Here is a 12,906-nt window from a genome sequence, read left to right as displayed (position 1 = left end):
CTTTCAGCCAGTCCGCGCCACCACCCTCCCCGGTTCGGGTCTCGCTCTGCGTCAGCGTGGAGAGCAGCCCCAGCACGGAGACCACAACCCCCAGTGCGGGCTTCCATCTCTCGACCGCGCTTTTGCCGTCGACGAACGCGACGACGGCCACCTGGACCAGGCCAGTGCCGACCAACGCCGCCGTCCACCAGAGCCTGCGTACCGGCTGCGCGTCCGTGGCCCACCACAATGCCTGCATAGTTGTCCGTTTCTCCGCTGGGCGGCCATGCCACCGAGCGCAGGACGTTCCGCCATGGGCGCACGGAAGCGCGACCCGGGCGCGGGCAAAAGCCAATTCCTTCTTGAGTGTCTTGGTGGTTGCCGTTCGGAAGCTCGCCGAACGACGCCTGCTGATCCTTCTGGCGAAAGCACGAGTAGTCCCCGGCGTACCGGCCGACTCGTCAGCCGGTGTCGTCATCGTCGCCGAGGGCGCGATGACCGGACGGCCGTCGCAGCCATCGCGAGTTGCTGCTCCGGTGGGTGCCGGGATCGCGGAGTGAGGCGCGGATCACTCGCGCCTCACCTCCGAACCGGGACGCCCCCGTCCCGGTTCTGCTTGGCTGGTGGCTTCGACGATCACCGGAGGTGCACCCGCATGGCGCTCACGCACTGGGGATTCATCTACACGGCAGCCGGCAGTGCCGCAGGCGGCGATGTCAGTGTCGTGGACACGGGTACGTGCCGCACCGTCCTTGTGGGGGTGGAGAAGCCTGAAGAGGGGATCGAGGCCGCGCGCCGTCTGGTGGGCGAGGGCGTGCAACTGATCGAACTCTGCGGGGGGTTCGGGCCGGTGTGGGCCGGTCGCGTCATCGAGGCGATCGACGGTGCGGTCCCCGTGGGTACGGTTGGCTACGGGCCCGAAGCGGTCGATCAGGTGCACGCGATCTTCTCCTGACTGCCCGCAGATGATGGCTGTGACCTGGCGTTCCGTGAGGGCGGGGTAGTGCTGGAACGGTTCGTGACCGACGATGGTCGGGAAGGGAGGCGGTCAGGATGTCCCGTCCCCGCCGCGAACCGGGCCCCGAGGATCTGGTCCGGGCCGCCCGCGCCTCCGGCGTGACGGACGAGCGCCTCCTGCGTGCCCTCCAGGCGACCCCGCGTTCGGCCTTCGTCCCGGCGTCGCACCGCGCGTCGGCGTACACGGACGCGCCGGTTCCGATCGGTCATGGCCAGGTGACGACGCAGCCCTCCCTCGTGGCGATGATGGTTGCCGCGCTCGGCCTCACGGGGGACGAGCGCGTCCTGGAGATCGGCAGCGGCCACGGCTTCCAGACGGCGCTGCTGGCGCGCCTTGCGGCGTACGTCGTCGGCGTCGAGCGGTGGGCGGACATGGCCGGGCAGGCCCGGGCCAACCTCGCCGGCCAGGGCGTCGAGAACGCCGAGATCGTCGTCGGCGACGGCACCCTGGGCGTGGCCGACCGGGCTCCGTTCGACGCGATCGTGATCTCCGCCGCCTTCCCGGAGGTGCCGCCGCCGCTGGCCGCACAGCTGCGGGCGGGCGGCCGTCTGGTGCAGCCGATCGGGCCGGGCGGCCAGGAGCGGGTCGAGCTGTACGAGAAATCGGAGCCGGGCCTCGTGCGCCGCCGGACCGTCGCACTCGCTTATTTCGTCCGCCTTTACGGTGCGTACGGCTATCCTCCGACGGCCCCGTTCGAGGACGCCGGCTGACATGGTGACCGTTCTCGGCGTCGACGCGTGTCCGGCCGGATGGCTGGCGGTCGGGCTCCACGACGGCCGCTTCGCGGAGGCACGGGCCGTCACCACCCTGCTCACCCTCCTGGCCGGAGCCGCGGCCGGCAGCGTCGCGGTCGTGGCCGTGGACATGCCGCTGGGGCTCCTCGACGCCGGGTGGCGGCGGGCGGACACGGAGGCGGCGGCCCTGCTGGGACCGCGGCGGGGCAGCGTGTTCCGGGTGCCACCGCGCGCGGTGTGGCAGGAGGAGGAGTACGACGACGCGCGGCGCCGGTGCCGCGAACTCACCGGGACCGGGCTGAGCCGCCAGACCTGGGGGCTGGCACGCAAACTCCGTGAGGCGAACGCCTGCTTGACGGAGCCCGGGGGTGACCGGCTCTTCGAAGTGCACCCCGAGGTTTCGTTCCGGGCCCTGGCGGGCGGGACAGCGCTGCTGCCCCGCAAGAAGAGCTGGGCAGGGCAGATGGCTCGGCGCTCGCTCCTCGCCGACGCCGGCATCGTCCTCCCGGACGACCTGGGGGACGCGGGGCGTACCCCGCCGGACGACGTGCTGGACGCGGCCGCTGCCGCGTGGACGGCCGACCGGATTGCCCGCGGCCGTGCGCGCCCCCTCCCGGATCCGCCCGAGCGCACTGCGGGCGGGTGCCCGGTGGCCATCTGGTACTGATCTGCGCTCACTTACCGCTTGCTGCGGCCCGGGTGGGCGCCATGAGAGCCTCGGCGGTCGCCGGCGCGCTCGGGCGCTGCTGCTGAGAGCGGCCCTGCGCGGCGGAGCGCAGCCAGGTGGTGTGGGCCCCGAGTACGCCCAGGCACAGGGCTACGAGGTGACCCGCGTCGGCGAGTTCCTGGTTGATGATCCACGCAACGGTGAGCAGCCCGGCAAGGGCGGGCAACCCGTAGTGGCGAGCTCGCCGTCCGCCGAGGGCCAGTAGACAGGAGGCCGTGGCCACGAGCCCGTAACTGATCCCGACGTCGCGGGCTCTGGACAGGACGCCTGGCAGGTGGACCAGCTTCATCAGCCACATGGCGCCCTCGGTGAGGAGCGTTGCCACGATGTGCCCGAAGAGGAAGACCCCGAACCCGCGCAGCGTCCCCCACCGCCACTCCGCCAGCCCGAGCACGCCGGCCACGGCAGCTATCCCCAGCAGGACGGGGACGCCGTCCACCACCAGCCCACTGGTGAAGAGCGTCCACCACTTGCCGACTTCAAGATGGTGCACATTGCTGCTGTTGTGCCGGATGAAGCGGGCCTGTTCCCGCAACGGCTGCGAGACCATCCACCCAGCGGTGGCCAGCAGCAAGGCCACATACACCGCCGTAGCGGGCAAGCGTCGCAACCATTTCATTCCCGACACGATAGCCAACCCGACATCGGCTCCATATAAGCCTCTAGGACTGCCGTCTGGCTCTATCCGCAGCGCACGGCATCGCGCCGTCGCCTGCCCGGACCGCGGCCGCCGGTCCCCGGCGTACCGCCCGACTCGTCCGCCATTACGCTCCTGACCAGGGCACACGTCCTGCTCAGGGGCGTCGGGCGCCGCGGTGGCCTGCCCTGCCGTACCTTCTCTTGCGCACCGCGGCCCACCGGGGAGTCGCATCAGGGCGCATTTCGCCGATCTTCCTTGAGCTCAGCCAGCACCTTCCTGCTGGCAGTTGTAAAAGGATGGTCAGCGCCGAGGCTATTCGTCCGCCTTTCCGTGACGTCGTTCATGAGACTTACTGCCGCCTCGAAGTGTCCAAGTTTATGCTGAATTCGAGCATAGAGCTGTTGCGCCGAAAGTGCGATGGGGTAATCGGACCCAAAGCGACGTTCATACGTGTCTGCGACCAGTCGGATCTCTTCATCGGCCTCGTCGAAGCGCCTGAGTACGTAAAGTGCCCATGCATGGTTATGTCTTGCTCCCAGTGTGACCGTGTGGTCCGGGCCGAGGTGCCGCTCACATTCCGACGGCAGGGAAAGTAATGCAGAGTTGTCTTCCATTTCGAGTTCGGCCGCCGACAGCATCGTCAGCAGGCTGGCCCGGGATCGCAGCGTCAATGGATGTGCAGGCCCGAGTGACGATTGCCGGCCCGCAATCGTGGCGCGGAGCAGAGACAGGGCTTCCGCCTGCTTGCCACGGTTTCCAAGCACTAGTTGAAGACCGTGGCCACTGTCCAGAGTGTCCGGGTCGCAGGCTCCGAACAGCCGCTCCTGATTGCTTCGGACCTGGCGCAGTAGCGGCTCGGCCTCCGCATACTTTCCCAGCCGGAACAGTGCTCGACCAGCCCTGGAATGCGCGGCCAAAACCAAGCGATGCTCCGAACCGAGGATGTGCTCCGAAAGCGCCACCGCACTATGGGCGGTCTCCCAGGCGGACAGGTAGTCCCCAGTACGGTGCAGGGCAGTGGCCAAGCGGGTCGCGATACCCACCAAATCGGCCAGTGTTGAGGAAGTCGCACCACGCTGCAACAAGGCGATGAGATGGGGGCTGAGCAGCCGTAGATGCGGGTCTTCCGGGCCGGCATCAGGAAGTTCAGGAATCGCGGCGTCCAACAGCCGGCAAGCTGTCGAGTTGAGAGTGCTCAGCGAATCCGATGGCGTGGCGGAAGCTACGCTGTCGAGCAGTACACCGTGGCTTTGAACGCACCGCACGCCAACGTTAACCAGTTCAGTAAGCGATTGGTCGAGCAACGCTCTCAGTGCGGTTTCAGTGCGAGCCCGAGGGAGTACGCCACTGATTTCAGGACGATTCAGCAGGGCCAGTGGCAGTGGCTCCGGAGCGAAACGGGCGAGCAAGCGAAGCAGTGTCACTGCCTCGGGCAGGCCGCGGGCTTCGAATGCGTCGAGCGTGAGTTGCCAAGTACGCCCTACCAGGTGACGTGGATCTACATCTGACAAGAGGTCAGCTCCTTGGTCGATGAGCTCGACACGCTCTCCTTGCTCGAGGTGTCGGCTGTAGGCGTCCATCGTCCAGGGGTCGAGCACTTGGTGGGACAGGAAGCCACCGGCCAGCGTCAGCGCGAGCGGCAGTCGGCCGAGTCTGTCTGCGATCACCGAAGCCTGCTTCAACGTGCCGCTCTGCGGGGCCAGGTCGCACAGCACTCGTGCAGCGTCTTCCCGCGGCAGTACCCCAATGTGCTGCAACTCCGCTCCTGGCCACCAACGAGCAGTTGCACGCCGTGTCGTGACCACCACGATGCCGCCAGGGCTGGTACGCAGCCAGCTGCCGTCCCTCAAAATCTCGGGATCATCTGCGTTGTCCAGTACCAGCAGCCACGGCTCAGCGGATCGGTCGAGGTGTTCCCACACGAGGTCGGCTCCAGGACGCAGGCCGTTGCGAGCAGCCAGCAGCTCGCCATCTGTGGCACCACGGTCCGCGGCAACGGCGAGCATGCCGGAGCGCAGGCTCGCACGGTCGGAGGCGTTCACCCACAGGCCGACACGGCCGCTGGCCTCCGTAGCGGATTGAAACAAGGCGTGAGCGACAGCAGTCTTGCCGCAGCCTCCCATGCCGTGAAGAACGAAGGCCTGACCGCCTTTTCCTTCCGCGACACTCGCCCGTAGGCGCTTGAGCACTTCGGCGCGGTCGCGCAAAACCACGGGTGCTCGGCCCACTGACGGGCGTCGAACCGAGTCCGGGCCGGCCAGGGCAGGGTCATCGCTGCCGTGATAGTGGTACTCGCTGATGTGTTGGTCACGCGACGATTGGTAGACGCGGCCGCCGTCTTCGGCATGGCCGTCCATCGCACCTCTCATCGTTCGTCGATGTGCATGTCTCGGCCAGCTTGATAGACCCGTGCTCGCCCGGATGCAGTTCCGTGCTGAGTGATCCGTGCAGCGTGCGCAGTGGCTTCCGGATCGACGTCGTCAAGCAACCTGCGAAGGTCCTCGACGGCCTCTGGCTGGGCGAGCAACAGCCGGCGGAGATACCCCTGCCACTGCAAGCACAATTCACTCAGCATCTCTTGGTCGGCTGCTGAGCGGGCGCGCAGCACTTCTTCGCGACTTGCGTCCAATTCATCGGAAACAATGTGAGCTCTGTCAGGCTGCAGACGCTGCCACAGTCGCGTTAATCCGTCGCGGGTGTGCTGCCAGGCCTCCGTTGCCATCAGAGTGACCAAGGTGGTTCCAGCGGTCTGCGTGAACGATGTTAATTCCGGATCCATAGCTCCCCCAGTTGAATCGCTACTGCTCCAGATTCCTGCTATAAGTCCACAAATTCGACTATCGAGGCCGTGAGGGCCTCGCGGCCGCTCAAGGTCAGCATCGTTGCACCGCCGAACTGAACGAGCAAGCGAGCCTCGATAGGATATTCCCATGGCATATGCCATGTGTCCGTTTTTCCTGTGTAGTCCAGTGTTTGCTCTAGCTGCGTCGAGCTTCGGACGCTAACCTCAAAACGCTCTGGAACGTCCGCAGGAGAGGGGTGGTTGTGTGGCCAGGCCGTGGGAAGCTGACCCTACAACGCAGTTCAAAAGGCGGCTAGGGAAATCCCCGCAGGAGTTAGGGCATACAACAGATAATCCCGACTGTCCCGACATCTGGGAGCTAGAGAATGGAGATGTCGCCATCATCGGCAGGGATCTGACGAACTCGCTCGGGAAATGTCTACCACCGGGGGTGTCGGTCGGCGACGACGAACGACTCGTGGTCATCCCGAGGAGCATGATGGTCGCGGCGAAGCCGGATATCCCAAGTGTTTGAGTCGTTCCAGCGAACCATCTCAGAGCATTTGGATCGGCCGAGCTACCACGAGGACTTTCGCCGCCATTATGAGAGCGGTATTCGCTTCTTGAAGAAGCTTGAGCGTGGGCAGAATTTCAAGGAGCGAGGTTTCCCTAGCTGGGAAGCCTTCGCCGTCGGCGAGTGGAACAGGGCGCTCTCCTTGATTGAGGAGAAACGTGAAATCTACGCCGGCCAGTTCCAGAAGGCTGCTGAGCTCGGCATTCTGGAGCGTCGGCTTCGCGTAGTGCAGTTCCCTGTCACTCCGTACGTGCAGTGGGAACTGTTCGTGCTTCGGCTGCGGGTGGAATTGGGTGACAATATCCGAGTGATGGATGCCCGCAAAATCTCAGATATCGAAGTCGATCGCCTTGTGCCAGAAGTTGTGATCCTTGGCGATGAGGTCATGTACGAGGTGGTTTACGACGACGACGGGAACGCGGCGGGGGCAAATCGGATCGCGGATCAAGGAGTGATTGAAGAAACTTCCGCAGGCTTCGATGTGCTTTACCGTCGAGGGGAAGATTTCACCGAGTTCTTCGATCGGGAAATTGCGCCACTCGACCCTCCGATGGTCGTTCGATGAGTGTTCCCCCGAGGTGGGGATCCGCTTGAGCGAGGACGTGAGCACCGCCGCTTGCACGTGCTCCGACCGGATGGCTCGTCCGGGGTGGTGGTTGCGGCGGTTGGATGTGCGGTGACGTCCGATCCGACCGCTGGGGGGCTGAGGGCAGAGCCTGTTCCGAGATCGTCCCCTGCGGGCGCAGCCGGCGACTGTCCCTCGGCGAGCTGGTGCTGCCAGGGGCAGTTGCCCGCCCCCTGGGGGCCGTCTAGCGTGCGGGTATGGGCGGTCGTGTCTGGGAGGCGGGGGTGTTGCCGGCCGAGGTGACCCGGTTCATCGGGCGACGGCGGGAGATGTCCCAGGCCAGGGCGCTGATGTCGCGGGGGCGGCTGGTGACCTTGACCGGTCCGGGTGGGATCGGGAAGACGCGGTTGGCCTTGCGGGTCGCCGCCGAGGTGCGGCGGTCCTTCCCCGGCGGGGTGTGGCTGGTGGAGCTGGCCGCGCTGGAGGACGGGGAGCAACTGGCCCAGACCGTGGCGGCGCGGCTCCGGCTCGGCAACGAAGCGATCCGTGACCCGTTGGCCACGCTGGTGGATCATGTGGCCGATCAGCGGCTGCTGTTGGTGCTGGACAACTGCGAACACGTACTGGACGACTGCGCGGCGCTGGTCGGCACCGTGCTGCGCGCGGCCCCGGACGTGCAGGTGCTGACGACGAGCCGGCAAATGCTGGGGGTGGGCGGGGAGTGTGTGTTCCCGGTGCCGCCGATGGTGCTGTCCGGGGACGGGGCGCCCCCCGAACTGTGCGAGGCGGTGGCGCTGTTCGCCGACCGGGCGGCCGCGGTGCGCCCGGATTTCGAGCTCACCGTGAGCAAAGCCGCGGTGGTGGACGAGATCTGCCGACGGCTGGACGGGGTTCCACTGGCGATCGAGCTGGCGGCGGCGCAGCTGCGCGCGCTGTCGGCGGAGGAGATCCTGAGCCGGCTCGACGACCGGTTCAGGATGCTCACGGCGGGGTCCCGGGCGGCGCTGCCGCGGCAGCGGACCCTGCGGGCGGCGATCGACTGGAGCCACGACCTGTGTACGAGCCAGGAACGCCTGCTGTGGTCGCGGCTGTCGGTGTTCTCCGGCGGTTTCGATCTGGACGCCGTCGATCAGGTCTGTTCCGGGACGGGTATTGAGCGCGGCCAGGTACTCGGCGTGCTGGTCGGCCTGGTGGACAAGTCGGTGCTGGCCTGCGAGGAGCGCGGGTCGCGGATGCGGTACTGGCTGCTGGACACGCTGCGCCAGTACGGGAGGGAGCAGCTGGCCGCGTCGGGTGAGGAACACGCGCTGCGGGAGCGGCACCGTGACTACTACCGGACGGTGGCCGAACAAGCAGAAGCCGAGTGGTTCGGCCCTGACCAGATGGGCTGGTTCACGCGGCTTCGTATGGAGCATCACAACTTCCGGTCGGCGCTGGAGTTCTGTGCGGACGAGCCCGGAGCGGCAGATACGGCGCTGGGTCTGGCGGCCTCGATGTGGATCCACCGGCTCGGCTTCGGCTCCTTCAACGAGGGCCGGCAGTGGCTCGGCCGCGCCCTCGCCCGGGACGAGGAGCCGAGCCCCGTCCGGGTCAAAGCGCTCTTCGTCGACGGGCTGCTGGCCGTACTGCAAGGCGACATCGACGCGGCGCAGGCGCGGGTGGAACACTGCCGGGCACTCCTGCCCGCCCTGGGGGACGACCCGGACCTGAGCCGGGCGACGGTGACGCTGGACGGCCTCGTGGCGCTGTTCCAGGGCGACTTCCCCCGGGCCGTATCGCTGCTGGAGGACGCACTCGCGCGTCACCAGGCCGCCGACGACGCGGGGAACGCGGCCGTCACGTCCTTCATGCTCGCCACCGCCTGCGTCAATCTCGACGACCCCGCCGCGACCGTGCACGCCGAGCGGTGCCTGGCGCTGTGTGAGGCCCACGGTGCGCAGTGGTCGCGGACCCACGCGCTCTGGGTCCTGGGACTGGACCACTTCCGCTGCGGCCGCCACCGGCGGGCCGGCACGCTGATCCGGCACGCGCTGCGGGACAAGCCGCTCTCCTACGACCAATGGGGTGTGGCCCAGTGCCTGGAGGTCCTGGGCTGGTGTGCGGCCGCCGCGGGGCTCGGTGAACGGGCTGCCACGCTGGTGGGCGCTGCCGAGGCGACGTGGGAGGTCGCCGGGTCCGCGCTCACCGGGCTCGGTCATCTGCAGGCCGGCCACGAGCAGTGCACGTCCGCACTGCGCGCCGAGCTGGGCGACGCCGCGTTCGCGGCGGCCGTCCGGGCCGGGAAGCAGCTCACCCTGGAGCAGTCCGTCGCCTACGCGTGGGAAGAGTCCGGCACTCCCGGCCCGCCGCCGGCCCCGCAGGAGGCGCCGGTGCAGCTGACCCGCCGCGAACGCCAGGTCGCCGAGCTGGTCGCCGAGGGCAGGACCAACAAGGAGATCGCCGCCAAGCTGACGATCTCCCGGCGCACCGCCGAAGGCCACGTCGAGCACATCCTGACCAAGCTCGGCTTCACCTCCCGCGCCCAGATCGCCGCCTGGGCCGCCAGGAACGACACCGGGGACCAGATCGGGGACCACGCCGTCTGACCGCCGGCAGCAGCAATGCCCTGACTGGCGTCAGTGCCCCCGCCTGCCCGTGACCCGACGCCGTCCTGGGGTGCGACGGTGCCGGACCCGGCCCTGCACCGGCGGGGTGGCCTCCAGACGATGGCCGCGGCGTCTGGTCTGCGGTTACACTCCGCCCGTGACCAGCGCAAATGCGCCTGTCGGGCGCCGGGATCTGCTGGGGCTGGGGCTCGCCGGGGTCGCGGCGGCGGCCCTGGCCGGATGTGCCACGGAGTCCGTGCCGGTGCGCCGGCTGCGGTTCGCTACGGGGCCGCAGGGCGGTCCGTACCACGCCTTCGGCCGGGCGCTGGCCGAGGCCGTCGCCCGGAGCGGTCACCGGTTGGACGTCGTTCCGGTGGCCACGTCGGCGAGTGTGGACAACCTCCGCCGGCTCGACGGAGGGTCGGTGGAGCTGGCGCTGGCGATGGCGGATGCGGCCCAGGACGCGCTGCTCGGCCGGGCGGAGTTCTCCCATCCGGTTCCGCTGCGGGCCTTGGCCCGGGTCTATGTGAACTACACCCACCTCGTCGTTCCGGCGCACGGACCGGTGCGATCGGTCGATGCGCTCGCCCGGCGGCCGGTCGCCACCGGCGCGGCAGCTTCGGGAGTGCACGTGATAGCAGGGCGGTTGCTGCAGGCGGCGGGCCTGACCGGTGACAGAGCGGTGCGGGAGCGGCAGCTCGGCCTCGCCGAGTCGGTGGCGGCGCTGCGCGCGGGCACGGTCGATGCGCTGCTGTGGTCCGGAGGCGTGCCGACGCCCGCGCTGTCGGCGCTCGCCCGGACCCTGCCGTTGCGGTTCCTGCCGCTGGACGGCTTCGTGAGCGCGCTGCGGGAGCGCTACGGCTCGGTCTACACGGCGGTCACGCTGCCGGCCGGGGCGTACGGGCTGCGGGAACCGGTGGGCACCATCGGGGTCGGCAACTACTTGACGGCACGGGCCGACGTACCGGAACCCGCGGTGCGCGAGCTGCTCCACGTGGTCTTCGACCGGTGGCGCGACCTGCTGCGGGACGTGACGGCGGGGGCGCGGCTGGAACCCCGCTTCGCCATCTCCACGGGCCGGGTGCCGCTCCACCCGGGCGCGGTCGCGTACTACCGGTCCGTGTACGGCTGACCCGCCCGGCAGCGTCCGGCGGCCGGAACGCGGCGGTCATCGGTCCGTCCGGAAGGCCGGCAGCAGCAGTTCCATGGCCAGGCCCCGTGGCGTGTTGTGGCCGGCGGTAAGGCGGCCGCCGCTGATCTGGGCGATCTCGTCGGCGATGGCCAGGCCCAGCCCGCTGCCGGGCACGTTCTGGTGCTGGGCGCCGCGGACGAAGCGCCGCAGCAGTGCGTCCACCTGGTCCTCGGACACCCCGGGGCCGTTGTCGGCGACGCGTACGACGACGTTCCCGCCCCGAGCCGCGGCGTGTACGTCGACGCGGCCGCCGGACGGTACGAACTTGGCGGCGTTGTCGAGCAGGGCGTCCAGGACACGGCCCACCGCGTCGGGCAGCGCCCGTACCCGCAGGTCGTCGCGTACGTCGGCGGTCAGCTCCAGGCCGTTCGCGCGGAAGACGGGTTCCCAGGCCGCCACCCGCTCATGGACGGCCGCCGCCGCGTCCTGGTCGGTCAGTTCGGCGGTGCCGGACTCCACCCGGGCGAGCGCGAGCAGACCGTCGAGCAGTTCCCCCAGGCGTTCCGCCTCGTCGAGCGCGCGGGAGTGCTCCGCTCGGCCCGGCCCCGGGCCGAGGTGCGGCTCCACGTTCTCCAACTGGAGCACCAGGGTCGCCAGCGGGTTGCGCAGCTGGTGGGAGGCGTCGGCGACGAAGGCGCGCTGGCGGTGCAGGGAGGTGCCCACCGCCTCCGCCATGGTGTTGAAGTGCTGCCGCAGACGGCGCAGTTCCGGTGGTCCGGTATCGGAGACGGCCCGCGCTTGGAGACTGCCGGCCGCCAGCCCCTCCACCGCCCGGTCCAGGTCACGCACCGGACGCATCAGCCACCGGGTGAGCCCCGCCGCGACCAGGACGGCCGAGGTGAACGCGGCGAGGGCGCCGGCCGCGAGGAGCGACCAGCGGACGGTCACGTCCCGGCGCGCGGCGGCGGTGGGGGCGGCCAGCAGCACCGCCCCGCTCACCCGCTCGTCCCGCCCCACCGGCTCGGCCAGCACCACGGTGGACGGGCCCCAGGGCCGGATCGTCGGCAGCGTCGCGGTGGAACGGCCGGTCAGGGCCTGGGTTTTCGCCTCGACCGCCGTGGCCGCGGCCGCCGACGCGGCGCCCGCCCCGGCCTGCGCCACGGTGCGTCCCGTCGTGTCCACGACCAGCACAGCGGCCCGGTACAGCTCCGCGTACCGGCCGATCTCGGTGGACAGCTCGGACCGGTCGGCCGCGGTCCGCACCCGGTCGGCGAGGTCGGCGAACCGTACCGCTTCGGACCGCCGCTGGAGCAGCAGATGCTCGGTGCGTCCCCGGGCGGAGGAGTCGGCCAGCGGAATCGACAGCAGGAGCACCGCGGCGCCGATCAGCACGATCAGTACGGCCAGAAGTCTGCGCCTCATCGGCCGTCCTCCTGGCCGGTGGCCCCGAGCTGGTAGCCGAACCCTCGGACCGTACGGACCAGGCCGGGCCTGGCCGTCTTGGCGCGGATACCGGCCACATGGACGTCCAGGGAGCGGGAGGCGGCCAGAAACGCGTCGCCCCAGATCCGGTCCAGGATCTCCTCACGGGAGTGCACCTCGCCGGGCCGCGCGGCCAGGAAGGCGAGCACGTCGAACTCCCGCCGGGTCAGCCGGATGTGCTGCCCCGACACCGTGACGGTGCGGCCCGCCGGATCGATCTCGACGTCACCGGTGCGCACCCGGCCGCCGGTGGGCCCGTCGCCGGACGGGGCGCCCGTCCGGCGGCGTACGGCGTCGATGCGGGCCATCAGCTCGGTCATCCGGAAGGGCTTGACCACGTAGTCGTCGGCGCCCGCGCGCAGGCCCTGCACGATGTCGCGCTCCTCGCAGCGGGCGGTGACCACGATGAGGGGCGCTTCGCACACGGTGCGCAGCCGCCGCAACAGCTCCAGCCCGTCCAGGTCCGGCAGGCCGAGATCCAGCAGGACGAACTGGGCCTCGCGCGCATGCTGCAGGGCGTCCGAGGCGCGGCCGACCCTGCGGACGGTGTGCCCGCGCTGGGCGAGGGCGGTGCCGAGGGCGAGGGCCATACGGTCGTCGTCCTCGACCAGAAGCGCATGCATGCGGATATTTCCCCTGTCACCTGGACAGCGCCTTCTGGATACCCCATCGACGGCTCCTGGGGAAG

The 12,906-nt window shown here is 69.4% G+C and carries 12 protein-coding genes; 7 read left to right on the top strand and 5 right to left on the bottom strand.

The window, feature by feature from the left end; translation table 11 throughout:
* The first annotated feature begins 634 nt into the window (after window positions 1–634).
* From EST54_RS14725 to EST54_RS14715, 3 genes are all read left to right on the top strand, one after another.
* Window positions 635–934, top strand: a complete 300-nt coding sequence (locus tag EST54_RS14725; RefSeq protein WP_129248071.1) for a DUF6506 family protein — start codon at window positions 635–637, stop codon at window positions 932–934.
* 98 nt (window positions 935–1,032) lie between these two features.
* Window positions 1,033–1,707, top strand: coding sequence for a protein-L-isoaspartate(D-aspartate) O-methyltransferase (locus tag EST54_RS14720; protein WP_129248070.1), 675 nt, complete (start codon window positions 1,033–1,035; stop codon window positions 1,705–1,707).
* Window position 1,708: 1 nt separating this feature from the next.
* On the top strand, window positions 1,709–2,398 hold the full coding sequence (locus EST54_RS14715) for a DUF429 domain-containing protein (RefSeq protein ID WP_129248069.1): 690 nt from the start codon (window positions 1,709–1,711) through the stop codon (window positions 2,396–2,398).
* A 7-nt stretch (window positions 2,399–2,405) separates the two neighbouring features.
* On the opposite strand, the gene EST54_RS14710 is transcribed toward EST54_RS14715, so the two are convergent.
* From EST54_RS14710 to EST54_RS14700, 3 genes are all read right to left on the bottom strand, one after another.
* Complete coding sequence (locus EST54_RS14710) at window positions 2,406–3,077, bottom strand: rhomboid-like protein (protein ID WP_239013775.1); 672 nt, start codon at window positions 3,075–3,077, stop codon at window positions 2,406–2,408.
* A gap of 251 nt (window positions 3,078–3,328) precedes the next feature.
* A complete protein-coding gene (locus tag EST54_RS14705; protein ID WP_129248068.1) occupies window positions 3,329–5,455 on the bottom strand; it encodes a tetratricopeptide repeat protein in 2,127 nt (708 codons plus the stop codon).
* An 8-nt stretch (window positions 5,456–5,463) separates the two neighbouring features.
* Window positions 5,464–5,877, bottom strand: coding sequence for a hypothetical protein (locus EST54_RS14700; protein ID WP_129248067.1), 414 nt, complete (start codon window positions 5,875–5,877; stop codon window positions 5,464–5,466).
* A 268-nt stretch (window positions 5,878–6,145) separates the two neighbouring features.
* Between EST54_RS14700 and EST54_RS35400 the strand changes: the two genes are divergently transcribed.
* From EST54_RS35400 to EST54_RS14680, 4 genes are all read left to right on the top strand, one after another.
* Window positions 6,146–6,415: a hypothetical protein gene (locus EST54_RS35400; RefSeq protein ID WP_129248066.1), complete on the top strand. Its 270-nt coding sequence runs from the start codon at window positions 6,146–6,148 to the stop codon at window positions 6,413–6,415.
* Window positions 6,408–7,019: a DUF6879 family protein gene (locus EST54_RS14690; RefSeq protein ID WP_129248065.1), complete on the top strand. Its 612-nt coding sequence runs from the start codon at window positions 6,408–6,410 to the stop codon at window positions 7,017–7,019. Before EST54_RS35400 ends, EST54_RS14690 begins: the two co-directional genes overlap by 8 nt.
* Window positions 7,020–7,276: 257 nt before the next feature.
* Window positions 7,277–9,604, top strand: coding sequence for an ATP-binding protein (locus EST54_RS14685; protein ID WP_129248064.1), 2,328 nt, complete (start codon window positions 7,277–7,279; stop codon window positions 9,602–9,604).
* A gap of 157 nt (window positions 9,605–9,761) precedes the next feature.
* Complete coding sequence (locus EST54_RS14680) at window positions 9,762–10,736, top strand: TAXI family TRAP transporter solute-binding subunit (protein ID WP_244942521.1); 975 nt, start codon at window positions 9,762–9,764, stop codon at window positions 10,734–10,736.
* A gap of 36 nt (window positions 10,737–10,772) precedes the next feature.
* Here the strand turns inward: EST54_RS14680 and EST54_RS14675 are convergent, their stop codons facing one another.
* Both EST54_RS14675 and EST54_RS14670 read right to left on the bottom strand, forming a co-directional pair.
* Window positions 10,773–12,158 (bottom strand): sensor histidine kinase, encoded by a 1,386-nt coding sequence (locus EST54_RS14675; protein ID WP_129248063.1) that lies wholly within the window; start codon window positions 12,156–12,158, stop codon window positions 10,773–10,775.
* Window positions 12,155–12,841, bottom strand: coding sequence for a response regulator transcription factor (locus EST54_RS14670; protein WP_129248062.1), 687 nt, complete (start codon window positions 12,839–12,841; stop codon window positions 12,155–12,157). The genes EST54_RS14675 and EST54_RS14670 overlap by 4 nt, the downstream gene beginning before the upstream one ends.
* Window positions 12,842–12,906 lie beyond the last annotated feature (65 nt).

Source organism: Streptomyces sioyaensis, assembly GCF_004122735.1.
In the GTDB taxonomy this organism is placed as follows: Bacteria; Actinomycetota; Actinomycetes; order Streptomycetales; family Streptomycetaceae; genus Streptomyces; species Streptomyces sioyaensis.
This window is presented reverse-complemented; position numbering and strand designations above follow the sequence as displayed.

What these genes read in the sequence shown, in the direction of transcription:
- EST54_RS14675 (WP_129248063.1), bottom strand. Translation starts at nt 12,158, where the DNA reads ATGAGGCGCAGACTTCTGGCCGTACTGATCGTGCTGATCGGCGCCGCG.
- EST54_RS14705 (WP_129248068.1), bottom strand. Translation starts at nt 5,455, where the DNA reads ATGGACGGCCATGCCGAAGACGGCGGCCGCGTCTACCAATCGTCGCGT.
- EST54_RS14700 (WP_129248067.1), bottom strand. Translation starts at nt 5,877, where the DNA reads ATGGATCCGGAATTAACATCGTTCACGCAGACCGCTGGAACCACCTTG.
- EST54_RS14720 (WP_129248070.1), top strand. Translation starts at nt 1,033, where the DNA reads ATGTCCCGTCCCCGCCGCGAACCGGGCCCCGAGGATCTGGTCCGGGCC.
- EST54_RS14725 (WP_129248071.1), top strand. Translation starts at nt 635, where the DNA reads ATGGCGCTCACGCACTGGGGATTCATCTACACGGCAGCCGGCAGTGCC.
- EST54_RS14670 (WP_129248062.1), bottom strand. Translation starts at nt 12,841, where the DNA reads ATGCATGCGCTTCTGGTCGAGGACGACGACCGTATGGCCCTCGCCCTC.
- EST54_RS14715 (WP_129248069.1), top strand. Translation starts at nt 1,709, where the DNA reads ATGGTGACCGTTCTCGGCGTCGACGCGTGTCCGGCCGGATGGCTGGCG.
- EST54_RS14685 (WP_129248064.1), top strand. Translation starts at nt 7,277, where the DNA reads ATGGGCGGTCGTGTCTGGGAGGCGGGGGTGTTGCCGGCCGAGGTGACC.
- EST54_RS14710 (WP_239013775.1), bottom strand. Translation starts at nt 3,077, where the DNA reads ATGAAATGGTTGCGACGCTTGCCCGCTACGGCGGTGTATGTGGCCTTG.